A 23802-nucleotide genomic window follows, 5' to 3' on the forward strand; every position below is an offset into this window, starting at 1 on the left:
GCAATAATTGCGCTTGTTTTTTTTCGCAAATAAAAATATATTCTTTACCTCTTAGTGACTTACCTTGAGGGTGTTTATTGGGATTTAGATGGAACAATTGCTAATACTGAATTAGAAGCTCATTTGCCGGCTTTCAATTTTGCTTTTAATGATTTCAATCTTAATTGGAATTGGGATAGATCTACATATTTAGACCTTTTAAAAATAAATGGAGGTAAAAATAGAATTTCTTATTATTCAAAGTTAATAAATAATTCTTTGAATATTAAAGAAGTAAAAGAAATTCATGAACGAAAACAACATCATTATATTAATTATGTAAAAAAAAATAATGTGATATCACTTAAAACCGGAGTTTATAGATTAATTAAGGAATTAAAGAAAAAAAAAGTAAGACAATTTATAGTTACTTCTAGCTCTAAGAAGCAAGCCACACTAATAATTAATCAATTATTTATAGAATTTAATCCATTTGAATTTATTATTTCAAGTGATGATGTTCACTTTCATAAACCAAACCCTATACCTTATTTAAAAGCGATGAAATTAAGCGGTATAAAATTTAATAAATCTATAGTTTTTGAAGATTCTATTCCTGGGCTTAAATCATCTTTAGCAGCCAAATTACCCACTATTTATGTTCCTTCAAATATACCTGCGGTTATTGAGAAGGATATGAATTTAGACTGCTATGTAGATAGCCTGGGAAATGAAAGTTGTAAGGCTAATGTTATTAAAGGACCTAAACTTGATAGTAATTATGTTGATTGCGCTTATTTGGAAAAATATTTGATGATATTTTAAAATGCAAAAAACAAAATTTTCAAAAATTAATGATCAATTTAATAAATTATTGTTTGGTTTTTTAAGCTCTTCTTGGAAATCAAAATCTATTAATGTTATTTCTGTATTGACAGGTTATTTTTTATTTGCAAATTTTGCTACAAAATTCATATCTGAAGGTAAAAATGAATTAATAATGGTTCCCATAATAATAATAATTATTGAACTTATAATTAGAATTAAGCCACCTGCTGGTTCTAGTTTATTTAACATGTGGTCAATAATTGATAAGGCTCGAATTGGAGCAACTTATGCTGTGATACTTGAGGCCTTTAAACTAGGTTCTTAGCTAAATTATTCTTCACTTTCCTCTTCTTCGTCAATCGGATATACAAATCCTTGTGCTTTACCTGTTAAAACAGATTTACCTAGTGACATTGCTTTTTGAGCAGCTAATGCTGCTTTACCTTTCCAAACAGCATGTCGATGGTTTCTCTTGCTCTTTGATTTTTTCTTCTTTGGAACAGCCATACTAATTTCTTATATCCTTTTATTAATATAACCTTTCAGTGGTTATCTCTCAAATATTTGAGTATATTTGTTTTAAATAATGCAATTCTTAATCTGAGCTTTTAAGCTTTACTTATTATATTTTATTGAAGATTAGTGTTCTTTAAATCAAATTTCTCATATTCAGATTCTAATAAGAGTTATTCTGATCTCTTATTAGAATTAGATTCGGGGAATATACAATCTATATATTTCTATCCTAGAAAGAGGGAAATTGATGTTTTGTATAAGAATGGGAACAAAGAAAAAGTACCTATACTTTATAACGATCAACTAATTCTTGAAAAAGCATCAGAAAATAATGTTGACCTAACCATTAATAACAGTCGTAAAGAATCTTCAGCAGCCAATTCGTTTGCATCAGTTGGCCTTTTTTTGATTTTTATAATAGCCATTGTTTTAATATTGAAAAGTACTTCAAAACTTGCCTCAAAAGCTTTAGGCTTTGGTAAAAATAAATCTAAATTTGTCACTATTGATGATGTAGATACACGATTTGATGATGTCGCTGGTGTTCCTGAGGCCGCTGAGGAATTAAAAGAGGTAATTAAATTTCTTAATGAACCAAAAAAATTTACTGATCTTGGAGCAAAAGTTCCTAAGGGTGTTCTTTTAATTGGTCCTCCTGGAACTGGTAAAACATTACTAGCTAAGGCTATTGCTGGTGAGTCCGGTGTTCCTTTTCTCTCTATTGCCGCTTCAGAATTTGTTGAACTATTTGTTGGTGTTGGTGCAAGTAGAGTTAGAGACTTATTTGAAAAAGCTAAAGAAAAGTCTCCTTGCATAATATTTATAGATGAAATTGACTCTATTGGAAGACAAAGAGGTTCGGGGATCGGAGGAGGTAATGATGAAAGAGAACAAACCCTTAATCAACTTTTAACAGAATTAGATGGATTTGCAGATAATTCTGGAATAATTGTTATTGCCGCCACAAATAGACCAGATATCTTAGATTCAGCTCTTTTAAGACCTGGACGATTCGACAGAAAAATTGAAGTCATGTTGCCTGATCTAGATGGCAGAAAAAAAATACTCTCAGTTCATTCTTTATCAAAACCTCTTGCAAAAGATGTAGATTTGTCATATTGGGCTACAAGAACAGTAGGTTTTTCTGGCGCTGACTTAGCAAATTTAATGAATGAAAGTGCTATACATTGTGCTAGAGAAGATTCAAAATTAATTACTTATTCTCATATAGAAAATGCTTTAGATAAAGTTACTCTTGGTCTTCGTACTTCTATTATTTCTTCTCAAAATATGAAAAAGATAATTGCATATAACGAAGTTGGACGTGCAATTGTCTCAGCAGTTAAAAATGGTGTTGATTCAGTAGATAAAATAACAATTCTTCCGAGATCTGGATACATAGGAGGATATACGAAAATTAATCCAGACGAAGATATCGTATCAAGTGGATTAATTTCAAAGAAACTATTGTTATCTAAAATTGAAATAGCATTGGCAGGAAGAGCTGCTGAAACAATTGTATACGGTAAAAATGAAATTACTCAATGTTCATTTAATGATATATCTTATGCAACAAGCATTGTTAGAGAGATGGTCACTAAATATGGATTTTCTATAATAGGTCCTATATCTCTTGAAGATGGAGGAGAAATATCAATTGGAGATGGTTTTGTAAGTAATAAATCAATAATAGCTGATAACACTTACTCCAAAATTGATAATGAAATTATCAATATTTCTAAAATTTCTCTAAATAATGCCATAAATATCATTAGTAATAATCGCGTTTTATTAGAAAAATTAGTCGAACTTTTATTGATCAAAGAAACTGTTGAGAATAATACTTTTAAAAAAATAACTTTTGATTTATTAAAAGTGTGATTAAATATATTTAATTTATATAAATCATTTTTCCTTGATAATAAAATTTAGTCTATTAAGATTATCCATAATAACTTTATTATTAATACTTTTTCCATTGGTTCAAAAACAATGGTTAAATTTATACTTGTTTGATATTAATAATTTATCTATTTATAAACTTTTATATTATTTAAGCGGATTAATTGTCCCTATTCTTGTAATAATAAATTCTTTAGATAAGTTTACTTATTATAAATTTAATTTTCATAAAAAGAATAATAATAATTTTGATATTAGTGGTAAATTTTTATTCTTAATAACTCTAGTAATATTAAGTATACTATCAATTCTTATATCAAATTATATTTTTATAAATTTAAAAATTATTTTGAATTTATTAATTAGTAATAATGAATATTTAGTTCAATTTGATATTGATAAAAAAATCTTATTTGTTGTTATTATTTCTATTTTCTTAATATTTAAAAAAACTAAGTTTCTTCTAAAAAAAATAACATTAATAAATTTTTTTATATTTTCTATTATTAATTGGTATTCACAAATTAATAATTCTTCTTTAAATGATGTGATTCCATTTTATATTTTTAAATTTGGAAATATAAACTTTGTAAATATTGTCTTCCTTCTAGCTATTGAAACAATGTTTTATCTATGGTCATACATCTCATATAACTCTTATCTAAGTGATTGGAACGTCCCAAAACCACATATGAAGGAGATCACACCAATCTTAAATATTATTATGTTTTATTTATTAGTTATATTATATTATTCAATACTTTTTAAATAGAAAAGGTCCTGAATTAATTACATTTTAGACTTAAAGGGCAGAGAAATACTCTTTACTTCCTTTTGGATCTTCTAGCATTGTTTTCTCCCCTGGAGTCCAATTTGCAGGACAGACCTCATCAGGATTAGCTGCTACATATTGATAACCCTGAAGTATTCTGAGTGTTTCATCAACATTTCTACCTACAGGAGCTTTATTCACTGTCGTGTGCATTACAATTCCTTCTGGATTAATTAGAAATAAACCTCTATCAGCTTCACCATCATCATTGAGTACGTTGTAAGCTTGGCAAATTTCTCTTTTCAAATCAGATACCAAAGGATAGTTAATATCACCGATACCTCCTTCATTTCTTGGTGTTTGTATCCAAGCTAAGTGACAATGTTTACTATCAACAGATACTCCAAGGACTTCAGTGTTTAAGTCAGAGAATTTATTAAATTCATCACTGAATGCGGTAATTTCTGTTGGACAAACAAAAGTAAAGTCTAATGGATAGAAAAACAAGACAACCCATTTCCCTTTATAACTTGAAAGCGTAATGTCTTTGAATTCTTGATCATAAACTGCCGTTGCAGTGAAATCTGGTGCTTCTTGACCAACTCTTAAACTCATGAATTTCTATTCCTTTTTTGAAAAAATTAAGGCCTTAGTACACCTTAAATTTATTATAATTTTAACGTTTATAATATAGCAAGAAAATCTCTAATATGAATTCATGAAATGGCATCATTCCTTAACAAGGAAATTTACGATAATGAACTATTCTAAATTAATAAAAAATCTTAAAAGAGAATTTATCAAATACCCCATTAATAGAGATATTGATAAAAAGAGTAATTAATAATTAAATTTTTTCTCTTTAAAAAAATAATAGATATAAAAAACATTATTAACACTTTTTATTTAAACTTCTAAGACATTTTTAAAAGTATGACAAATTACATAGATAGGTTAAAAGCAAAACTCAAAATTAAAAAATTTGATCCTGACCAACCAATAAATGCCTGGTTATTTGTCTTGATATTAAATATTGTCGGTTTTGCCGGTTACTTTTATTTAAAAATAAATGATATTCACTTAGGAGACTGACTATTTTTATCTAATCTCTTTTTTAATTGATCTACAAAAATTTTTATATCTATCGATTCTTGTTAAGTCAGGTAAAGTCCAAATTAACTCTTTATCAAATGAGGGATCATTCCATTCCTTAAACTCCTCTCTAATTGAATCACTATTTAATTTGGAAAGTTTTTTAGTTCTTTTCTTTAGATCTTTCTTAATTACTCTAATGTTTGTGTTTATATATTCTCTCATAATAAATATATGACTTTTTTAAATTTAACATTTAATAGGTAAATTAAACTTATTAGTAAATTTTAAACGTTCTGAACTGCTTGAAATAATCCAAATGAATATCCTCCTATTAAAATCCAACCTAAAACACTTGATATTATAGTGGACCTCCTATTATGTCTTCGTAATGCATTTTCAATCATCTCGTTCACTTCATCTCTGCTTATGGAATCAGAATTTGAATTTTTATTCATTATTTTTATTTTTTAGTATAGTGAAAATAAATATGTAGTGAGTTTGACCCAATGAATTATGTTTAAATATTAGCTAATGGACTTTGTTATTGATATCTCAAAAACTAGTAATAGATGTATTTTTATTCATTTAATTAATTATTCTATTGAAGATTTAATTTCAAAAGTACACACACGTAAATAATTAACTAAAATCAAGTTTTAATTGTTTAATTAAATTAGGGCCCAAAATATGAATGTTAATGATGAATCTGTTCTTGAAATGATAAACAGACTTATTGCTACCGATAGATTAAATAAAAACCAAATTCTCCATTTAGTGAATCTAGCATCAATTTCTAATAGTATTAATGAATTAGAAGAAAATATGAAATGGGAAACTTTAAAATCTAAATATTAAAAAAATATAAAAAATAATATAATTAGTTTTCATAATAAATATCATTTATCCATAAGCAAAACTTGAAGATGAATTCTAAAAATATACAAAAAAAAATATCTCCGAATGAATCATTAGACGCATTGAAGGAATTAACTTCTTGTGAAGCAAGCAAAGCTAGCGTTGAAATAATGCTTGAACGTTTTTGCAACGGTAAAGAAATTGATTTTCCTTTTTCTCAATAATTAGGATTTATTAGTAGTCAAGATTTCATTCGGAGCTATTTGAAAATAAGATTGCTTGTCACTGTCTTTAACTTTATTAATAATAAAAACTGTTGATATTACAAAAATTATAATTATCATTAGATCCCCTACAGTTAATCCTCTCTCCTTTAAATTCATAAAATTAATTTTAATTATTTTTATTATAACTGAGTTGTTTATCTAATTTTACTTGAATTATCGATAGTTTACTTAAAATAAATAATCAATATAAGATGAACTATAAATACATAACATATTTATTGATTAATATATAACAGAGCACGAACTTTATATAACAAAATAATGATAGTTGATTTGTAATTAAGATCCCAGATTTAATTCATGGTTAAAAAACTTCAACTATGTATAAATAATTCTTTTAATAACTTGCTTTTAGAATATTTAATAACTTTGTCCTTTTAACATAGTTTTCTTTTTCCCAAAAACTTGTTACTTCATCATTATTAATTGGTTTTGATTCATAAGCAAAATACCAGAGTATAAATCCAATTGGAATTATTAATATTTGCATTTAATTTAAGTTGACTCAGGTTTAATATAGTGCAACACTAATAATATGCAAGTGTTACAATAAAACTTTTATATGCCCACGCAAAGAAGAAGAATTGGGTTTTTACCAAGCTCTGAAGTTCAGAATATAATAGATAAAGTTTGTAATCATAATAAATTAAGCCAATCAAAAGTAACTGGGATATTAGTTGAAGAAGCACTTAGGTCTAGAGGTGTTTTAAATACTTCTATTAAGGAACTATCATTCAAATTTTGTAGTAATAACGACGATTCATTATCAATACCTAATAAAACATTTAACAACGAAATACCAAAGGTTGAAGATAACAATCATTTAGATGATGAATCTATAAATGATGAAGTTCAAATGATTAACGACTATATTGAATTTAAGTTTTTTAAAAATATAATGAATAGAAATAAAAGAAGGATAAAGGAATAGTGTCACACTTTATTAGAAAAACTTGAGCATTACTTGAACATGGGACTTGAGGCCTAAGAACCCTCAATCACTTGGAACAATTTTGCTATAGCCAATAAAGAAGGAAAGTTAAAAAATAAATTCGTTGAATTCGTGATGTTTTATTCTTTGGATGATTGACAGTAGAACTAAAATAAAAAAGTAATTAGGATCTTTTTATGGATAAAAGATTTATAGCTGAAAAGATAATGACTCTTCTCATTTCTTTAATCTTCTAATGAATATTTCTCCCCACTTATTAATAGATGTTGGAATACTAAGTACTGCATTGACTATAACTCTTGTATTGAGAGCTAAAGGTAACGCATCAAGAAAAGAGCGAGAAACTAAATGATTACTAAAAAAGAAGAAACAGAATACGAAAAACCTAAATTATTTAGGTTTTGGAATTTTCTAATCTATGGAAGTTTTTTTGCTATTGGTGCTTTCTTAGTTTATTTATATTCGGCTTATATTTTTATAAATAAATAATGGAACATTGGTTGATAAATTCAAGTAGATCAGAAGTTAAGAGATTTATAAAGAATGATAAGAGTATTGATGAAGTATTCGAGTATATGTTCATTGATTCTGGAAAAATAGTTGGAGTATTAGGGAAAGAACCTCCAGTTATTACTACAACAGTTTCTGTAGATATAGATTTAGCTAGAGAAATTTATGAACGATTACTTTCTCAAGGTTGGCGTAAAACAACAGTAGTTTGGTAATAAATAATCATTTACTTCCTTTAATAATTGTTAATAAGTGGGAGTTTATAGATTTGTGAATTGAACTTTGTACGGGTTAAGGAACGACATGGTTCGGGAGTAGGTACGTATAAATACTTAGTGAATAATTAAGACTTTCTAGAGTAATTGCATGGTTGTCATGAGACTGCCGCGGAAGCTGTAGAAATCAACCATACTTTTTATATAAAGGAATAAATATGACAGACCCAATTCTCTATCTTTCAATGATTTTAGGACTTACTGGAGTGTATGTTTTAATCTCATCTTTTGGAGATGATGACGATGATAGTAATGATGATGGTGAAAGATATATCTACAACCTTGAATACGTAAAAGTAGGAAAGTAGATTGTATTAATTAATGATTGATTCATTAATAAAGGCATAACTTATCGTTCATTGAACTGACATAAATTGCTATGAAGAGGTAGTGATATTTAGGGATTTCTGCTCTCACGGCTAGATAGACCTAGTGTTATTATTAATAAACGTTCATCCTAGTAATATCTGGACGCATGACATGGAAATAGGGAACGGGATTTCCATTAACTGCAAAGGTCATGAATAACCTAGTACTCATTAGAGAAAAAATCAAAAGAGCTGAAAGGCTAAATAAAGCCCAACTTCTTGCTACAAAAAATGGAGAGATTACTCCTTATAATCCTACTATTTTTGAGCTAAGACAAAAGCAAGCTCGCAAAGATATGGAAGCATTAAATTCTTAATTTGAATTTATTACTATCATTCGACTGGAAGGGGTTTTATAACCCCTTTTTTGTTAGGAATGTTGCTTGATAATAAATCAAATATTGTAAAGCTTATTACTTGCAACACTACTCCTATTAATATAAATTCTAGAAAATTACAATTAATTAGAGAATAATCTTAAGATTGCTATCCTTATTGAAGGATGACACTACTGTACTAATGAAGGAATTACAAGAAAATACTATTGATCAAATAAGAACTCTTCTGAGGTATTTGAGTGAAACAGATCTATTAAAAAATAAAGATATTCTTATGTGTTTAGATGTAATAGCGAGAGAGTATGGCGGAGAAGTCGTAGATAAAAATTAAATATTAATATCCGATTTTATTTTTTGGATCAGTTATGAAAATAATAAGATTAAGAACTAGATTGGCAGGAAAATTAAGTGGCTTTAGAAGAAGTAAAACCATTCCCTGAGTTACATTAAAATCCATACCTTTTTTGGTCATATTTGTATGATCTCCAAGAATATAGGTTGTATTTAGCTGTTCTTATTAAAACTATAGATTTAGATTATGTTTGTAATACATAATGCAATAAAATATTAGATATGTTAGATGCCGATATAGCTCAGCGGTAGAGCAACTGTCTCGTAAACAGTAGGTCATCGGTTCAATTCCGATTATCGGCATTTAAATTTCAGGTATTAGTAGTAATTAAAATTCGATATAAAATAATACTTAATTAGCTCTTTTTTGTTAATTTCAAAAGCTGAATCTTTTATCAGCATTACGAAAAATAAAATAATCAATAAACGGCGGAGGTCTAATGACACTTAGAACTACTTAAGCTCATGCCATTTTAGGAGCTTTTGTTTTTATGATTGCCAACTCTTGGAGTCATTAAAGTAGTATTAAAATTTGTTTTAAAAATAGCTTTTAAATATACTGGTCTTCTTCCATCCGTCCTCCAATAATTTCTTATATTCCTTTCTTGCATCTTCAATGGATTCTACTCTTGAACCTTTGATAACTGGTTTACTTGATCTTTTATATACACAAGCATATTTAATCTCCATTGCATTAATAGTTGGAGAAGGTTTACTAACATCCTCGAATGGCTTAAATATTTTTATTCGATCTCTCTTCTTATTTATTAAAGTAAATTCTTCCATATATAAATTACGGCAATTAGCACTCTTTATTTTTATAGCGATATATTTTTAGAGTGGCAAGACAAGTCCAGTTTGAGACAATAAAGGTACTCAAAAAATAATTTTTTTCTCGCTTTCTCGCAATAAGCTTTTACATCTTATCCATTTAAAAATTCAGTTGTTGGTCCTCTATCCGTATATGGAAGTACCTCAAACCGAACATTTATTTTAGTCGGATGATTAGTCTGCCTAGTTAGAACGTAGTGGTAGCAGTCATGAGTTCAAAATGTCTTCAACGCCAATCAAATCTTGTAAAAAATATGTACTTAGTTACAAAGATTCATCAAACAGTACACATCAATTAGGTTTCTATGCTCGGGATGCTTACGATTGCCTGATGCTTGCAAGAGAATTTAATTCTTATGTCCATGATCATCCAAGATCTGTGGTCAGAATCCAACAAAAATTTTGAGGTTATTATGAATTTAAAAACATCGCCATTCGCAATTCAAGATAAGAAACTAAGAGATCTTGATCTTGCAAAAGAATACCCAACTCTTAAAGATTTAATGAAAGAGCAAGGAGTTTCAACAGACTTAGCTGATTACTGGGATAAAGAATGTGAATTAAATCCATCCAACCCACGTTGTCTGGTATATGAGGATTAGTTCTGAGTATACTGCTGTTACTAAAGTTTAGTGATATCAATAGATTCAGTACATGTACTTATTGAAATTTATTAATTTGCAGGGTTATATTAATTTCCAATATTTGTAATACGTTTACTAAAAATGATCAGATTTTTTAAACTAATTAAAAGAAAAATTGATATTTATAGAGCAGAGACTCAATTGAAATTTATTTTAGAAAATCAAGAATGCTAGATAGACATGAAATTTAGTTCTCAAACTTTAAGCTTGTTGTTAAACATAGCTGTCTGTTTTTTGGTATTTGTTATTTAGTTATTACTGTTGCTGCTCTTGTATCTTCTTAAGTCTTTCGTATTCAACATGAAGAACAACATATCTGATACTGCTTAATCTATGACAAATATAGGTTAATCCCTTTTCATATATTTCTTTTTCTTCAAATAAATGTATGAAAAAATCTAAGATTAAAACTATTAATATCAAAAAATTCAAAAAAATGTCAATGGGCGGATTTGAACCGCCGACCGCGACGATATGAATGTCGTGCTCTAACCAACTGAGCTACATTGACGTGAATTATATCTTACTATTTTATTGCATTATTGAGCAATGATTTAATTAATGTCGACTGAATCAAAATGTATATTTTTCAATTAATTTTTTTATCCATCTTTGATATTTCTTTAAATATACGTCCATATCATTTCTAATATTATTCGCTGCTTTTACATTGTTTAGATATTTCCATTCTTTGTCTAAAGCTTATCCCATATCCCATGTATGACATAAATACATAATGCTACATGAGTACCGTTTTCGTACTCTCTCAGTTTATCGCAGGTTCAGAAGCAATCTAATCTTGAATATAACTCCTATTCCTTTAATTAAACAATCCACCAATTGTAGTCTTATTTACGTGAATTCCTAAATAAATTTTTCTGTTATCAAGATTCCATTGAATTGTATTATTTAATTAGCACATTAGATTTGCCTTAGATTTCTAAAATAATACTTATGATATTTATGGATTTTATCTAGTAAATGATATTTGTCTAACCAACCTGAAAAATTCAAGCGTGAGTTACCTTAATTAGCATTTTTAGAATTTATCTGTTTATAAGCTTCATATATAGCTATTCCACACGCTACTGATAAATTTAGACTCCTTACACCTTTGGGATCATTATTCGATAACTCTACCTTGGGCATAAATATTGATATTAATGAATTACTAGCGTTAATAATATTATTAGGTAATCCAGTGTCCTCCCTACCAAATAATAATATATCGTCTTCGTGAAATCTAAAGTCTTTCAAGTAAACCCCATTTTTTTTGCTAAAGGCAATAATTCTTTTATTTTTTTTGGAATCTTTAAAGTTATTAAAGTTAGGATAATTTTTTAATTTCACTAACGGCCAATAATCTAGACCAGCTCTTTTTAAATATTTATCTTCTAATTTAAAACCTAAAGGCTCGATTAAATTTAATGTGATATCAAAAGCAGCACAAGTTCTGGCTATACTCCCTGTATTTTGAGGAATCCTTGGTTCAAAAAGTGAAATTTCCAATTTCTAGGTAGGTATTTCAATACTTATGTTATCTAGTTTTATAGCTCTACCATTCAAAGTAAGCCAATTCTCTAGAGAAATCTTAGTAATTCTTTTTTGAAGATCTCCAAGCCTCTCTATATATTTATTACCAATTTCATATTCTGAAACTAGACTCCAGCCTACTTGCTCTCCAACAATTAATGTTGTTTTAACCCTCATTACTAAAAGATCTAAAAGTGAATTAATCATTTTTTCCCATTCCTCATCATTTTTATTGATGCTTTCCATTATAAAACCGCCAATAGAATCAATTAGTATTGGACCCTTTTCATTTTTTAATGTATGAATTAGGTTATTTGTCTCAACTAATCCCCACTCCTTTGGCCTTCGTTTACGATGATTACTAATCTTTTTCTGCCAATTAATATCTTCGGGTCTTGATTCAGATAATGCTATATATGTTACTTTACTAATTTTTTTACCTAAATATTCTGCAAATTCGCTCTTCCCACTCTTTGTACCACCGGTAATAAATATGATATTAGACGAGATATTATCCTTGACTTCCATAAAAAAATGTTATTTAGAGAAATACCACCATGTTGCAAGTGGTATTATCGTAGCCGCTATTAATAAGCCAATAACAATATAAATTGATGTTGATGAACTCTCGGCGTCAACATCCCTCATAGCATTAAAATTTGGATCCACCACTGGGTTATCAATAGAAGAAGGTTGACTTTTTTCGTAATTTATAATTGTTTTTTGCTGACCAACTATAAACAGATCACCAATGTTATTAAAACTTTCTGCATAAGTACTTATTGGAAGTGCAATGAAAAGAAAACCTATCATTACTATTGAAAAAAAAGGTTTATAAATAATGTTTTTCATTTTAGTTTTAAATCATTTATATAATAATAAACTATAAGCCTGAATTTCTTTGATATAAAAATCAAATATAATTATTAGAACTAATATTGAAATTTTGTATATTATTTTTTTATGTATTTTAATGGTAAAACGTTAATCATTATTGGTTCTATTCTTTTTTTCTTTCAATTAGGGAATTTTTTTTCAATAGATTCAATTTCCCCAGCATTAGAAAGAGCACAAGTATTATCAGCAATATCATCTGTAATTATTGTATTAATAGGTTTTTTATTTAAGCAATTTAATCCAAACTTAGGAGATAAAGTTGAATTAAAAGGTGAAAATAAATTTATATTCGAGCCTGATATACCTAGGGATATTTTAGATGAATTGGCATGGGGAACAGAAGCAATATTAACTTCAACCGCAGCAGCTACAGTATTAATTCATAATGATGGTAAAAACATCTTAAAAAGAGGTATCACAACGAATAATGTTTTTAAACCTGGTGAAACTTGTAATAGATCTTTAAAAGATATGAAATTAATTTCATTAGCAAACACTAAATTTTATCCAGGAAGAGATGAATTTTTCAGTTTTTGCCCAAACGTACCTTCCATATTAATAATTCCAATAAATAGTAAATCTTTCATTTTAATAGGAGGATGGAGTTATAGATGTTTTACTAAGTCAGATGAAAAATGGATTAATAATTGGTCTAAAAAAGTAAATAATATATTTATAAAAAATAGTTTTTAAAAATATATTTTAGAACGAACTCTTTCTTCTTTTGATTTGAAATTTACAGATTTATTATCAATATTATAATAAGCATTCTCAGAGTTAATTTCATATCCACTATCTTTCATATTGTCCTTAAATTTATATTTTACAGGATTAAAAAATTCAATAATATTTGTACTTTTTTTTAAAATTGCTTTATTTGAGCTTAATGTTACAAGACTATTTTCAAATTTAACATTTCCTATTAATAAATACTCAGAATTTTGAATATTCCAGGTGAAACTATTAGCTGTTAATTTATCATCTTGTTGAATAATAGTTTTGACTGATACATTACCATCTAATTCTAATAATTTATTATTATTAGATAATTTTGAATTGTCTGAATTTATTATATATTCAAGATTATTATCTTTGAATAAATTTATTGTTGTTTCTTTAAGATCAAATTTATTTGTCTCTTTATCGTAGTTAGAATGGGGACTTTTAATTGAAATCAATTTTTCTCCCTCTTTAGAGAATATATTCATATTCAAACTATTAATACTTTGACTTAAATATTTCTCATCTATTTCTTTATTCTTACATCCAATAATTATTAGTGGTAATAACAGTAAAAGTTTATACAATCTATTCATATTCGAGCTTTTCTATTACTGGATTTGGTGCTGGTAAAATTGATTCATGTATTAATTTACCCCAATCTAATTGGTTTTCCCAAGATTCTTTTTCGTTATATAATAAACCGAGTTGTTGATCAATTTTTGAAGATAAATTAGGTAATATAGGTAATAATAATAAGCCAACAATTCTAGTACTTTCTAAAACATTATAAATAATATTACTTACAAAAGGTATATTTTTTTCGTCTTTAATTAATGTCCAAGGTTGTTTTTCATTAAGATACAAATTTGTATTAATTGCAAGACTAAGGATTACATTAGCTGCTAAATCTAATTCATAGGAATTAAAATGTCTAAAATAATTCTCAACTGTCTTTTTTGCATATAATTCCAGAGTATTATCTTTACTTAACATCTCATTACTTGGAACTCTATTATTAAACCATTTTCTAGACATCGAAGAGGTTCTATTTAATAAATTTCCTATCGTATTTGCCAAATCGTTGTTGATGATATCCACAAATCTTTTATTTTGAAAATCACCATCTTGCCCCAATGTAATATCTTTAAGTAGATACCACCTAACGGCTTCTTTACCGTATTTTGATAACAAAATATCTGGATCTAATACATTTCCTAAGCTTTTACCCATTTTTTGTCCTTCCCTAGTTAGAAAACCATGACCATAAACCTTTTTAGGCACTTTCATGTCCGCGGAAATTAGCATTGCAGGCCAATAGACTGCATGAAACCTGAGAATATCTTTACCTATTAAATGAATATCAGCAGGCCAACCATTATCAATTGATTCATCTAATGAGGGTTGATTCATATCAAGGCTTATCGCACTGACATAACCAAGCAAAGCATCAAACCACACGTAAAAAGTATGGTTATCAATATCAGGGACTGATATACCCCAAGATACATTTGTTCTTGATATTGAGAAATCTTTTAAACCTTTAGATACGAAATTGATAATTTCATTTCTTCTTTCTTTTGGCTGGATAAATGTAGGCTCTTTAATAAGTTCCTCTATTTGTGATTGGTATTTTGACAACTTAAAAAAAAGATTTTCCTCATTTTTCCATTCCAAAGTTTTTTGATGAATAGGACATTTATGTGTTGGTGAATTATCTGGATTATCTTTAAATTCTTCACAACCAACGCAATACCAACCCTTTTGCACTCCCATATAAATATCATCTGATTTTTTTACTCTGTTGTAAAATTCTTTAACAATATATTCATGTTTTTGGGAACTTGTTCTTACAAATTTATTGTGTGTTATGTCCCAATCCTTCCAGTTCTGCTTAAAGATATCTGAAATTTCATCGCAATGAAATTGAGGTTCAACGCCTTTATTTTTTGCTGTTCTTTGTATCTTTAGACCATGTTCATCTACTCCGGTAATAAATATCACATCTGCTCCTGTAAGCCTCTTATACCTTGCTATTGAATCGCAAATCAACGTAGTATATATACTACCCAAATGAGGTTTATCGTTCACATAATATAACGGTGTAGTAATTACAAAACTCATAATATTTTTTACTTATAATAACAACTATAAATTGTACAATAGGTCAGCAAAAATTTTTATCTAGTGAATAAACTCTAATAAATTATTATTACTTATATTATATTTAACTTTATATATTTTATTAGTATATGTTTCTACAGAAATAAAGAGTACAATTAATAGTTCTAATGAATATTCTGGAAAGTATACTAAAGCGATACTTTTTTTATTATTTATCCATTTTATAAATATCATTTTATGAGATGTTTTTATTTCATTCTTAAAGAATATATTTAAATATTTTAATTTATCATTTTTGTAAATATTATTATTTTCTATTTGTTTTATTTTTGTGATATCTATTAATTCATTAATCTTATTCTGACTTAATCTCTCAATATTATTTATATTATTAAAAACTTGTCTTTGAACAATTAAATCTAAATATCTTCTTAGTGGTGAAGTACATTGAGTATACTTAAGGAGACCTAAGGATTCATGTTTATTAGCCTTTGTAGTAATATAACTTTTACCCATATATTGCTTTAAAATTGAATATTTTATATCACTGTCTTTGTATTTATCTAATATCTCATTTGCATCACAATTAATTTTATGTGTTCTGTAGGGGGCAGCTATATTATTTTCAAATAAATATAAACTAGTAACATAACCCATTAGTATCATTGATTCAGATACAATCGAATGCGAAATACATTTTTGTATATTATTAATTTCTACGTTACCATTTTTAATATTAATTTTATAACCTGGCGTATCAAAAATAATTGCTCCTTGTTTTTTTCGATAATTAATACTTTTAAGTAATAAATTTTTAATTTCAATTATCTCAAATTCTTCTTTAGGTTCTAATTCAATAATTTCTTCTGCATCTTCATATAATAATTGATATTTTGGTTTTATTTTTGCCTCTACTATTTGATATTTATTTATTGAACCATCATCATTAAAGATAATTGAGGCACTTATTGTATCTGAAATTTTATTTTGTTTTAAATTTGCTTTTTCTATAATTTCAGCAGGCAGCATAGGAATATATTGATTAATCAAGTAGAGGCTGCTACTTTTACTTCTTGCATCAATATCAATTTTTGAATCTATTAAAAATAATTTGCATGGATTGCTAATGTGTATCCATAATTTTTTTTTGTTTCCTTCAATAAATTCCAAGGAAAAAGCATCATCAACTTCTTTTGGATCCTTGGAATCAATTATAAAAGTTTTTAAATTAGTTAAATCTCTCAAATATTTAAAATATTATTCAAATAACTATTATTTATAAAATTATCCTTCAGGGTTAACAAATGGCAATAAAGCAACAATTCTTGCTCTTTTTACTGCCAATGTTAAATCTCTTTGTTGTTTGGAGGTCAATCCAGTCATTCTTCTTGGTAATATTTTTCCTCTTTCAGTTATGAATTTTTTAAGAAGCTCAACGTCTTTATAATCAATTGGGTCACCAGGTTTAATTGGAGATAATTGTTTTTTAAAAATGGAATTTGGCATTGTTTTTCTTATTTAATTTCTTTGTGAATTGTCATTTTGTTTAGATGTGGATTGAATTTTTTAAGTTCTAATCTTTCAGTAGTATTCCTTTTGTTTTTTTCAGTTGTATATCTGGAAACACCATTAGATCTCCTTGGTTCTGAACTTGTTCTAGCTTCAGTACATTCTAAGGTTACGACAACTCTTGTACCTTTTTTCGCCATTTTGATTAATACGTTGTTGTATAATTTTCTATTGTACAACTTCAAGAAACTATTTTGCATATATTTGCTTTTCTTTTAGTATCATTAGACAAAAATAATAAATGAAGGTCTCTCAGAATTGGTTGAAAACCCTTGTAGAAATCAATACTACAGCAGACGATTTATCTGAAAAACTATCAATAGGTGGTTTCGAAGTTGAGTCACTTGTTGATTGTTCAGAAAATGTAAAAGGTATAGTTCTTGGAAAGGTTTTGTCGGTAGTTAAGCATGAAAATTCAGATAAGTTATCTATATGCATTGTTGACATTGGAAGATCTAATCCTTTACAAATAGTTTGTGGAGCAAAAAATGTAAAGCAAAATATATATGTTTATGTAGCTACTGTTGGTACACATTTAAGTGCGATTAATTTAACTATTAAAAAGAGTGAAATAAGAGGTGTTTCTAGTGAAGGAATGATTTGTTCGCTGGAAGAATTAGGAATAGAAGATAATAGTGAAGGAATCGCCATTATTGATGAGGATATAGCTTTAAATCATAAATTAGGGACATCAGGAGCTGAATTACTTAATCTAAACGACTACATCTACGATTTAGCAATTACTGCAAATAGACCTGATGGAATGTCTGTAGTTGGCATCGCAAGAGAAATATCTGCTCTTTTGGAAACTAAGTTAAACTTTCCAGATTTAAAAAATAAGTATAAAACAAATGTTTATAAAAATTTTAATCTCTGCCCTGAGGCAATCACAAAAAATTGTCTTTATTCAATTAGCAATATTGAGTCTGTCAATGGGAAGCAATTATCTCCGGGATGGCTCAAAGATCGTTTAGCTAAATCAGGAATTAAATCTATCAATCTTTTGGTAGACATAACTAACTACATTCTTTTAGAACAAGGACAACCATTACATGCTTTTGATAAAGACAAATTATCTAATTTAATTGGCCGAAAGGTTTCATATAATGATTTCTCGGTTAGAAAGGCATATAACAATGAAAATCTTTTGTGTTTGAATGGTGAGAATTATAAATTAAATGAAAATATAACTATTATCGCTTGTGACGACAAACCAGTCGCTATAGCGGGTGTAATTGGTGGTTTGGAAACAGCTGTAAATGAGGATACTTCTTCAATATATCTTGAAGGAGCAGTTTTTAATCCCGTCACGATAAGAAAGTCATCAAAAGAAATTGGAATTAGAACAGAATCTAGTAGTAGATATGAAAAAGGAATTTCTTATAAAAATACATTAGATTCAGTAACCCGTGCTATTAACATTTTAGAAGAATACTTTAACGTTCTAAATCCAATAATTAATACTTCCAAAGAATTGGATTTCACAAAAATACTAATCCCGTTGAGAAGAGAAAGAATTAATAAAATACTTGGTCCAATTGTAATTAGAGATGAGAATTACGATACTAATAGTGAATTAGAAAAAAGGTATTTATCAGATAATGAAATTTCCGAAAAATTAAAGCTAATAGGTTGTACCTTAAACATAAAAGAATATGGATGGGATGTTGAAATTATTCCCAACAGGTCTCAAGATTTATTACGAGAAATTGATTTAATAGAAGAAATTGCAAGATTAATTGGTTATGACATGTTTGATTTGAATTTACCAAATCCCATAAAACCAGGAAAGCTTTCTTCATCTCAAATAGCATTAAGGAAGTTGAAAACAGGATTAATAGTAAATGGATTTAATGAAGTATTATCTTATTCTCTTGTTCCAGAAAGTAAGAATAATCTAATCAAGATTTCAAATCCATTACTTTTGGAAACAAGTTGTTTAAGAGATAATATTTGGCAAGAACATATTAAAATATGTAATCAAAATATTAAATCAGGACATGATTATTGTTGGATTTTTGAAGTTGGAAATATTTTTAGTAAAAAACCTGATTTTTCACAAGAAGAAATCCTAAATGGAGCTCTTTATGGAAAAAATAAATTTGAACAATGGTTAGATTCAAATAAAGATAATAATTTGACCTATTACGAGGCAAGAGGAAAGTTAAAGGAAGCATTATCAATATTAAATTTAAAAATAGAAGATAGATCAACAGATACGATAGATTTTCTTCATCCAGGCAGATCCTCTAAATTATTTACCGAAGGTAACGAAGTCGGATATTTTGGTGAGATTCATCCAAATTTAATATCTAACAAAATTGCATTAAAAAAAATGTATTTATTTAGTTTAAAAATAAATAGTATCTTAAAAGCCAGCACTAGACAAAATAAATGGATAACAGTTTATAAACAATTCCCAACAGTTCCCAAAATGGAACGTGATATTAATTTTATATTCAATAAAAAATACCTAGTAAGTGAGATAATTTCGCAAATAAAAAAATCTGGTAAAAAATTATTAGAAGATGTTAATTTAATTGATGTTTATGATGATGATAGTTTTGGTAAAGAATTAATAAGCTACACATTTAGATTGTCTTATAGAGATTCTGAAAAAACATTATTAGATTCTGACATCGCATTTCTGCACGATAGTATTGTTGAAAAAATTGAAAACAAATTCTCCACTAAATTAAGAGATTAATTGTATTACAATTCTCATTCTAGACTTAATACAAGTCTGTAGATAAGTCTTATATGAGACGATTAGTATTCGTGAAAATCTAAATCATCATATATAATATGAGTCATGATTAATATTCTTTCATTTTTGTTATCTTCAGTACTTTGGGTGCAAGTTCCTCAATGGTCTGATGATTGGTCTAAATGCGCTGTAGATGTACCAGATTCATCATGCCATTGGTACATCACAGCACCAGATAATACTTTTGGAGATGGATTTGATTGGGCAAGTGCCCCTTGGTTTGATGCAAATGGCTTAAGTGATGTTCCAAGCATTGAGAGAGAAACAGCTCTCCAAAAGCTTCAAACTCAGTAGTACTGTCTTTAAGGCAGCACTTCATAATTGAAACTTCTGTTATATCAGTGTTTGTAGTGCATCAATTCAAGACTGGACAAACATAGGACGATAAATTATAAAATTAGACTATATATATTGACTTTCTTATTTAAGATTCAACAATAGACTATTTATAGGTCTATTATGAGACTAGTAATACGAATATTTTTTGAAATTTATTTAACTCTTCTACATAGGGAGGGGTTGTAAACTGTATTTTATTACGTCTTATATAAGAAGGACAATTTAGCATTATTTTATAAGTATCCATCATTTATATGCATTATTCACTTTTAACTACCCTGAAAGCAAGAATTAATAATAAGAGAATTTTTTAATTTAAATTTATATCTTTTGAATCTTATATTAGACTTTTAATTGGACTTAGACTAAGTCTAATATAAGATTATTAATACTATCTTCTATACAAATTTTTAAGCAATTGATATGCATCATTTAATTTCCTCATCTCATCAGTAGATCCACCAGAATCTGGATGGGTTTCTAAAGCTTTAATTTTATATGCTTCTCGTATTTTATTTAATGTATGTGCTGAACCTGCGGCGGTAGATAACTTTAATAATTTTAGAGCTCCATGAACAGTCATTGTTGAATCAAGTGCTTCAAATGAATTTCCTTTATTTTTTCTTTTAAACCTACTTATAAATCTTCTTACTAATGTTGGGACCCTATTTATTAAATCAGATGTTGCAAATGGATCTTCTAATACACCTATCATTAAAATAACTAACTCTAAGGAAGGAGTTTGTTTTATCCAAAAAGGGCATAAATCCGACATTAATTTATTTGCGGCACTCCAAGTGAATGGCAACTGCTCAGTTCCATCAATATTTGGCCAAATATCTATACAAAACCAATCAATAGATGCTTCTATTACTTGTTCATTTGGAATTGATCCATATAGGTTTTTCCAATGGCTTATAATTTCAATTCGACATTTAATTAAATCATTTTCATTAATAGTATTAATTTGAATATCATTAATTTTTTGTTTTGACTTTTCAATATTTATACTTCTTCTCAGATTTCTAACTTTTTTTCCAACAAAATTAGGTAGGTTGATGTTTAAGTTTGGTTTTTCAATAACTTCTTTATTATTTAAAAGAAGTTTGTCTTCGGATTCTGTACTAGTACTCTCATCCTTATCAGATTTAATAAGGACTAAAGCACTATTCTCATCAAAGTTAGAGTATTCATTAATATTCCCCTTTTCGCTGTAATCAATTGTCTGTTGTTGACTTTTAGGTAATAATTCTTCTTCTTGAAGAATTTCTGTAAGCAACTTTTCTATTACAGGTCCTCTTGCTCTAAAACCCCATTCTTTTCGTAATTGATCAAACCTAGAAACTAACTCTTCTGGCAAATCAATTGAAATTCTTTTTGTATTTGAATTCTCAGAATTACTCAATTAATCATTTTTTTTTATAATAGAACAAAAATATTAATTGTATTCATATTATGAAAGTCTAAATAAATATATTGTCTTTAAATCAAAATCTTGCTTTTTATAAGTCACGACTCAACAAAATAAATTTTTATAATAAATATAAAAAATGTTTTACTGTAATTTTAAATCCTCAGAAGAGAAAAAGTCTTTTTATCAAAAAAAGAAATTAGAAATGCTTAATTACATCAAGGATTCTCTTGAAAGAAAAATTGCATCAGTAAGTGCTTCAATAGAAGTTCTAGAAAATCAAATTTCCAGAGACAAAGTTGAAGTTAGTAGTTAATTTTAAACAAAGTTTTCAAGAAGTTTCTCTGGTCCATATTTCTTTAAATAATTAATATTAGATTTTTCTGTGACTAGTAAATATCCTGCAAAACCCAACCCATTAACACTAAAACCATGGACGTGATCGTACTTTCTTTTAATTATGGCTATCCAATTATTTGTAATTAAAATGTTGTAAGGAAATCTTGGTTTTTCATCATCAATTGGATTTCCTAAACCAATTTTTTTTGAAAGTTCTAAGTATAAATTATAAATATTTATTGAATTATCTAAAAAGTTAAATTTTGAGACAACAGCATTTTTCTTAAGCTTGCTATCTTGATCATTATTTTTTTCTAAATCTAAAAACCACTTCTCTCTTGGACAAATAATTTCACCATAATCTCTTCTTAAAAGCTGAAAATGCCTATGCGGTTGACTTGCTCCTGCTATGGGAGAACTATTAAAAAACCATAGGCCGCTTGTGTCTTCATTTACCATTTGTATTGCTATCCAATCACTAATATCTAACCATCCATCTTGAGGTTTCCAAGTATTTGTTATTAGTAAAATATGACCTTTTTGTACAGGATATTTATTTAGTATTAGTTGATGATTAGTTCCAATTTTATCAACTTCAAGTATCTTATCCCACGGGTTAAATGGATTCTGATTTGGACCATAACTATTTTTTTTCTTAAATCTTGAAGTATCAAGTTCTCTAATTATAAAATCATTTTTATTGTAATATTCACTAGTTACAACAGTCGTTTTTAAAGGAAATAAGCCATTATTGGTAATAGATAAATGAGTTTGATCTAATGCTTTAACCCAATATTTTTCGCTTCTCATTTATAAAAGTAGAAATAAATTCTCATAATCATTTTAAAAAAGATAATTAATTTGGAATTACTTTTTATTAAATTGATATTCTTTTAATTTTTCTAACGATACAGATTCTAAAACTTTTATATTTGTTGCTTCTAAAATAACCATAGGTGCTAAGCCATCAAGCAATGCCTGTCTCCACCTATCTAAACAAATACACCAATGATCTCCATCCTTCAATCCTGGGAATGAATACATTGGCATAGGTGTTATTAAATCATTACCTTGAGACTTACTATATTTAAGGAAATTATCATCCATTATGCAGCAAATTGAATGATTTCCTCCATCATTTGAATCGTATTTGCAATATCCATCTCGAAACCAACCTGTAAGAGGTTTGCAGCTGCATACCTCGAGCTTTTGTCCTAAAACATTTAAATGTTCATTATTTTTTTGACTTTCTTTATTCATTTTTAGATAATTTATTTAAATAATAATAAATACTCATACATTTTTTAAAAAAGGGTTGACGAATATGGGGGGTAAAGAGGTAATAATTTTAATAAGGTTTTTTTCAATATGGATTGGGACTTCACTGAAAACATAGCATTTAAATCCCTAATTGAAGCTTTTAAAGAATGTGATGAAACATCAGCAACTGAATTCTTGGCGAGTGATGGGGCATCATATTATTTAGAATTAATTCAAGACGCTGCAGGTGATGGCATCGATATAAGTGATTCTGAAATTATGGAAGAGATTCAAGAAGAAATTATAGATTATCTTGAAAATAATCTATAATCTTAAATTT

At 27.6% G+C, this 23802-nt stretch carries 36 protein-coding genes and 2 tRNA genes; 20 read left to right on the forward strand and 18 right to left on the reverse strand.

The features are described 5' to 3' along the window. Window positions 1–54 precede the first annotated feature (54 nt). Both ACTF45_RS07780 and ACTF45_RS07785 read left to right on the forward strand, forming a co-directional pair. Window positions 55–804 carry an HAD-IA family hydrolase gene (locus ACTF45_RS07780; RefSeq protein WP_438949716.1) on the forward strand — a complete coding sequence of 250 codons (750 nt, stop codon included), beginning with the start codon at window positions 55–57 and terminating at the stop codon, window positions 802–804. Window position 805: 1 nt separating this feature from the next. Continuing rightward, a complete protein-coding gene (locus ACTF45_RS07785) occupies window positions 806–1132 on the forward strand; it encodes a DUF565 domain-containing protein (protein WP_438949717.1) in 327 nt (108 codons plus the stop codon). A 5-nt stretch (window positions 1133–1137) separates the two neighbouring features. Here the strand turns inward: ACTF45_RS07785 and rpmF are convergent, their stop codons facing one another. Next, on the reverse strand, window positions 1138–1314 hold the full coding sequence (gene rpmF / locus ACTF45_RS07790) for a 50S ribosomal protein L32 (RefSeq protein WP_011132487.1): 177 nt from the start codon (window positions 1312–1314) through the stop codon (window positions 1138–1140). A gap of 135 nt (window positions 1315–1449) precedes the next feature. On the opposite strand from rpmF, the gene ftsH reads away from it, so the two are divergent. Continuing rightward, window positions 1450–3204 (forward strand): ATP-dependent zinc metalloprotease FtsH, encoded by a 1755-nt coding sequence (ftsH, locus tag ACTF45_RS07795; protein WP_438949718.1) that lies wholly within the window; start codon window positions 1450–1452, stop codon window positions 3202–3204. Window positions 3205–4027: 823 nt separating this feature from the next. On the opposite strand, the gene ACTF45_RS07800 is transcribed toward ftsH, so the two are convergent. Then, window positions 4028–4612, reverse strand: coding sequence for a peroxiredoxin (locus tag ACTF45_RS07800; protein WP_011132490.1), 585 nt, complete (start codon window positions 4610–4612; stop codon window positions 4028–4030). A gap of 318 nt (window positions 4613–4930) precedes the next feature. Between ACTF45_RS07800 and ACTF45_RS07805 the strand changes: the two genes are divergently transcribed. After that, window positions 4931–5089, forward strand: a complete 159-nt coding sequence (locus tag ACTF45_RS07805) for a hypothetical protein (protein ID WP_173027990.1) — start codon at window positions 4931–4933, stop codon at window positions 5087–5089. A gap of 6 nt (window positions 5090–5095) precedes the next feature. Here the strand turns inward: ACTF45_RS07805 and ACTF45_RS07810 are convergent, their stop codons facing one another. Together ACTF45_RS07810 and ACTF45_RS07815 are read right to left on the reverse strand one after the other, a co-directional pair. Beyond that, entirely contained in the window at window positions 5096–5314 is a 219-nt protein-coding gene (locus ACTF45_RS07810; RefSeq protein WP_438949719.1) for a hypothetical protein, read from the reverse strand. Between the two features lie 62 nt (window positions 5315–5376). After that, window positions 5377–5547: a hypothetical protein gene (locus ACTF45_RS07815; RefSeq protein ID WP_173027992.1), complete on the reverse strand. Its 171-nt coding sequence runs from the start codon at window positions 5545–5547 to the stop codon at window positions 5377–5379. Between the two features lie 232 nt (window positions 5548–5779). Between ACTF45_RS07815 and ACTF45_RS07820 the strand changes: the two genes are divergently transcribed. Together ACTF45_RS07820 and ACTF45_RS07825 are read left to right on the forward strand one after the other, a co-directional pair. After that, a complete protein-coding gene (locus ACTF45_RS07820) occupies window positions 5780–5947 on the forward strand; it encodes a hypothetical protein (RefSeq protein ID WP_438949720.1) in 168 nt (55 codons plus the stop codon). A gap of 68 nt (window positions 5948–6015) precedes the next feature. Beyond that, window positions 6016–6171, forward strand: coding sequence for a hypothetical protein (locus ACTF45_RS07825; RefSeq protein WP_438949721.1), 156 nt, complete (start codon window positions 6016–6018; stop codon window positions 6169–6171). Between the two features lie 400 nt (window positions 6172–6571). On the opposite strand, the gene ACTF45_RS07830 is transcribed toward ACTF45_RS07825, so the two are convergent. Then, a complete protein-coding gene (locus tag ACTF45_RS07830) occupies window positions 6572–6724 on the reverse strand; it encodes a hypothetical protein (RefSeq protein ID WP_438949722.1) in 153 nt (50 codons plus the stop codon). 72 nt (window positions 6725–6796) lie between these two features. On the opposite strand from ACTF45_RS07830, the gene ACTF45_RS07835 reads away from it, so the two are divergent. The 7 genes from ACTF45_RS07835 to ACTF45_RS07865 all read left to right on the forward strand — a co-directional run bounded on the left by ACTF45_RS07835 (window position 6797) and on the right by ACTF45_RS07865 (window position 9331). Continuing rightward, complete coding sequence (locus ACTF45_RS07835) at window positions 6797–7165, forward strand: hypothetical protein (RefSeq protein WP_438949723.1); 369 nt, start codon at window positions 6797–6799, stop codon at window positions 7163–7165. Window positions 7166–7534: 369 nt separating this feature from the next. Beyond that, window positions 7535–7675: a hypothetical protein gene (locus ACTF45_RS07840; protein ID WP_438949724.1), complete on the forward strand. Its 141-nt coding sequence runs from the start codon at window positions 7535–7537 to the stop codon at window positions 7673–7675. After that, complete coding sequence (locus tag ACTF45_RS07845; protein WP_438949725.1) at window positions 7675–7911, forward strand: DUF1651 domain-containing protein; 237 nt, start codon at window positions 7675–7677, stop codon at window positions 7909–7911. The genes ACTF45_RS07840 and ACTF45_RS07845 overlap by 1 nt, the downstream gene beginning before the upstream one ends. A gap of 218 nt (window positions 7912–8129) precedes the next feature. Beyond that, a complete protein-coding gene (locus ACTF45_RS07850; RefSeq protein ID WP_173027997.1) occupies window positions 8130–8279 on the forward strand; it encodes a hypothetical protein in 150 nt (49 codons plus the stop codon). A gap of 212 nt (window positions 8280–8491) precedes the next feature. Next, a complete protein-coding gene (locus ACTF45_RS07855; RefSeq protein ID WP_348660233.1) occupies window positions 8492–8656 on the forward strand; it encodes a hypothetical protein in 165 nt (54 codons plus the stop codon). Window positions 8657–8858: 202 nt separating this feature from the next. Further along, a complete protein-coding gene (locus ACTF45_RS07860) occupies window positions 8859–9008 on the forward strand; it encodes a hypothetical protein (RefSeq protein WP_193741253.1) in 150 nt (49 codons plus the stop codon). Window positions 9009–9259: 251 nt separating this feature from the next. Then, window positions 9260–9331: transfer RNA gene (locus tag ACTF45_RS07865), tRNA-Thr, on the forward strand. Between the two features lie 234 nt (window positions 9332–9565). Here the strand turns inward: ACTF45_RS07865 and ACTF45_RS07870 are convergent. Continuing rightward, window positions 9566–9814 carry a DUF1651 domain-containing protein gene (locus ACTF45_RS07870; RefSeq protein ID WP_438949726.1) on the reverse strand — a complete coding sequence of 83 codons (249 nt, stop codon included), beginning with the start codon at window positions 9812–9814 and terminating at the stop codon, window positions 9566–9568. 265 nt (window positions 9815–10079) lie between these two features. On the opposite strand from ACTF45_RS07870, the gene ACTF45_RS07875 reads away from it, so the two are divergent. Next, on the forward strand, window positions 10080–10265 hold the full coding sequence (locus ACTF45_RS07875) for a hypothetical protein (RefSeq protein WP_438949727.1): 186 nt from the start codon (window positions 10080–10082) through the stop codon (window positions 10263–10265). A gap of 7 nt (window positions 10266–10272) precedes the next feature. Then, window positions 10273–10461: a virion host shutoff-like protein gene (locus ACTF45_RS07880; protein ID WP_438949728.1), complete on the forward strand. Its 189-nt coding sequence runs from the start codon at window positions 10273–10275 to the stop codon at window positions 10459–10461. 479 nt (window positions 10462–10940) lie between these two features. Here the strand turns inward: ACTF45_RS07880 and ACTF45_RS07885 are convergent. From ACTF45_RS07885 to ACTF45_RS07900, 4 genes are all read right to left on the reverse strand, one after another. Next, window positions 10941–11014 (reverse strand) — tRNA-Met (locus tag ACTF45_RS07885). Window positions 11015–11529: 515 nt separating this feature from the next. After that, window positions 11530–12012, reverse strand: coding sequence for a tRNA (cytidine(34)-2'-O)-methyltransferase (locus ACTF45_RS07890; RefSeq protein WP_438949729.1), 483 nt, complete (start codon window positions 12010–12012; stop codon window positions 11530–11532). 3 nt (window positions 12013–12015) lie between these two features. Continuing rightward, window positions 12016–12564 carry a bifunctional adenosylcobinamide kinase/adenosylcobinamide-phosphate guanylyltransferase gene (locus ACTF45_RS07895; RefSeq protein ID WP_438949730.1) on the reverse strand — a complete coding sequence of 183 codons (549 nt, stop codon included), beginning with the start codon at window positions 12562–12564 and terminating at the stop codon, window positions 12016–12018. A 9-nt stretch (window positions 12565–12573) separates the two neighbouring features. After that, window positions 12574–12888: a fusion glycoprotein F0 gene (locus ACTF45_RS07900; RefSeq protein ID WP_288346909.1), complete on the reverse strand. Its 315-nt coding sequence runs from the start codon at window positions 12886–12888 to the stop codon at window positions 12574–12576. Window positions 12889–12999: 111 nt separating this feature from the next. Between ACTF45_RS07900 and ACTF45_RS07905 the strand changes: the two genes are divergently transcribed. Continuing rightward, window positions 13000–13626 carry a cofactor assembly of complex C subunit B gene (locus tag ACTF45_RS07905; protein ID WP_288346908.1) on the forward strand — a complete coding sequence of 209 codons (627 nt, stop codon included), beginning with the start codon at window positions 13000–13002 and terminating at the stop codon, window positions 13624–13626. Here ACTF45_RS07905 and lptC read toward each other — a convergent pair. From lptC to rpmG, 5 genes are read right to left on the reverse strand one after another with little or no spacing between them, the layout of a single operon-like run. Further along, on the reverse strand, window positions 13623–14249 hold the full coding sequence (gene lptC / locus ACTF45_RS07910) for an LPS export ABC transporter periplasmic protein LptC (protein WP_438949731.1): 627 nt from the start codon (window positions 14247–14249) through the stop codon (window positions 13623–13625). The two genes, ACTF45_RS07905 and lptC, sit on opposite strands and share 4 nt — an antisense overlap. After that, entirely contained in the window at window positions 14242–15777 is a 1536-nt protein-coding gene (metG, locus tag ACTF45_RS07915; protein WP_438949732.1) for a methionine--tRNA ligase, read from the reverse strand. Before metG ends, lptC begins: the two co-directional genes overlap by 8 nt. A 60-nt stretch (window positions 15778–15837) precedes the next feature. After that, window positions 15838–17022, reverse strand: a complete 1185-nt coding sequence (locus ACTF45_RS07920) for a ribonuclease catalytic domain-containing protein (protein ID WP_438949733.1) — start codon at window positions 17020–17022, stop codon at window positions 15838–15840. Window positions 17023–17061: 39 nt separating this feature from the next. Beyond that, a complete protein-coding gene (gene rpsR / locus ACTF45_RS07925; RefSeq protein ID WP_002806014.1) occupies window positions 17062–17283 on the reverse strand; it encodes a 30S ribosomal protein S18 in 222 nt (73 codons plus the stop codon). 8 nt (window positions 17284–17291) lie between these two features. Further along, on the reverse strand, window positions 17292–17486 hold the full coding sequence (gene rpmG, locus ACTF45_RS07930) for a 50S ribosomal protein L33 (protein WP_011132503.1): 195 nt from the start codon (window positions 17484–17486) through the stop codon (window positions 17292–17294). Between the two features lie 101 nt (window positions 17487–17587). On the opposite strand from rpmG, the gene pheT reads away from it, so the two are divergent. Both pheT and ACTF45_RS07940 read left to right on the forward strand, forming a co-directional pair. Continuing rightward, window positions 17588–20053 (forward strand): phenylalanine--tRNA ligase subunit beta, encoded by a 2466-nt coding sequence (gene pheT, locus ACTF45_RS07935; protein WP_288346904.1) that lies wholly within the window; start codon window positions 17588–17590, stop codon window positions 20051–20053. A 105-nt stretch (window positions 20054–20158) separates the two neighbouring features. Further along, entirely contained in the window at window positions 20159–20407 is a 249-nt protein-coding gene (locus ACTF45_RS07940; protein ID WP_288346903.1) for a hypothetical protein, read from the forward strand. 436 nt (window positions 20408–20843) lie between these two features. Here ACTF45_RS07940 and ACTF45_RS07945 read toward each other — a convergent pair whose 3' ends face one another. After that, the gene (locus ACTF45_RS07945; protein ID WP_438949734.1) at window positions 20844–21857 is read right to left on the reverse strand and encodes a molecular chaperone DnaJ; all 1014 of its coding nucleotides are present in this window, start codon (window positions 21855–21857) and stop codon (window positions 20844–20846) included. A 145-nt stretch (window positions 21858–22002) separates the two neighbouring features. On the opposite strand from ACTF45_RS07945, the gene ACTF45_RS07950 reads away from it, so the two are divergent. Further along, complete coding sequence (locus ACTF45_RS07950; protein WP_288346900.1) at window positions 22003–22179, forward strand: hypothetical protein; 177 nt, start codon at window positions 22003–22005, stop codon at window positions 22177–22179. 2 nt (window positions 22180–22181) lie between these two features. On the opposite strand, the gene ACTF45_RS07955 is transcribed toward ACTF45_RS07950, so the two are convergent. Together ACTF45_RS07955 and ACTF45_RS07960 are read right to left on the reverse strand one after the other, a co-directional pair. Further along, window positions 22182–23012: an ATP adenylyltransferase gene (locus ACTF45_RS07955; protein ID WP_288346899.1), complete on the reverse strand. Its 831-nt coding sequence runs from the start codon at window positions 23010–23012 to the stop codon at window positions 22182–22184. A 57-nt stretch (window positions 23013–23069) separates the two neighbouring features. Further along, complete coding sequence (locus tag ACTF45_RS07960) at window positions 23070–23462, reverse strand: DUF2237 family protein (protein WP_011132508.1); 393 nt, start codon at window positions 23460–23462, stop codon at window positions 23070–23072. Between the two features lie 108 nt (window positions 23463–23570). On the opposite strand from ACTF45_RS07960, the gene ACTF45_RS07965 reads away from it, so the two are divergent. Continuing rightward, entirely contained in the window at window positions 23571–23792 is a 222-nt protein-coding gene (locus ACTF45_RS07965) for a hypothetical protein (RefSeq protein WP_288346898.1), read from the forward strand. The last annotated feature ends 10 nt before the right edge of the window (window positions 23793–23802 follow it).

Source organism: Prochlorococcus sp., from assembly GCF_965655815.1.
GTDB classification, from domain to species: domain Bacteria; phylum Cyanobacteriota; class Cyanobacteriia; order PCC-6307; family Cyanobiaceae; genus Prochlorococcus_A; species Prochlorococcus_A pastoris.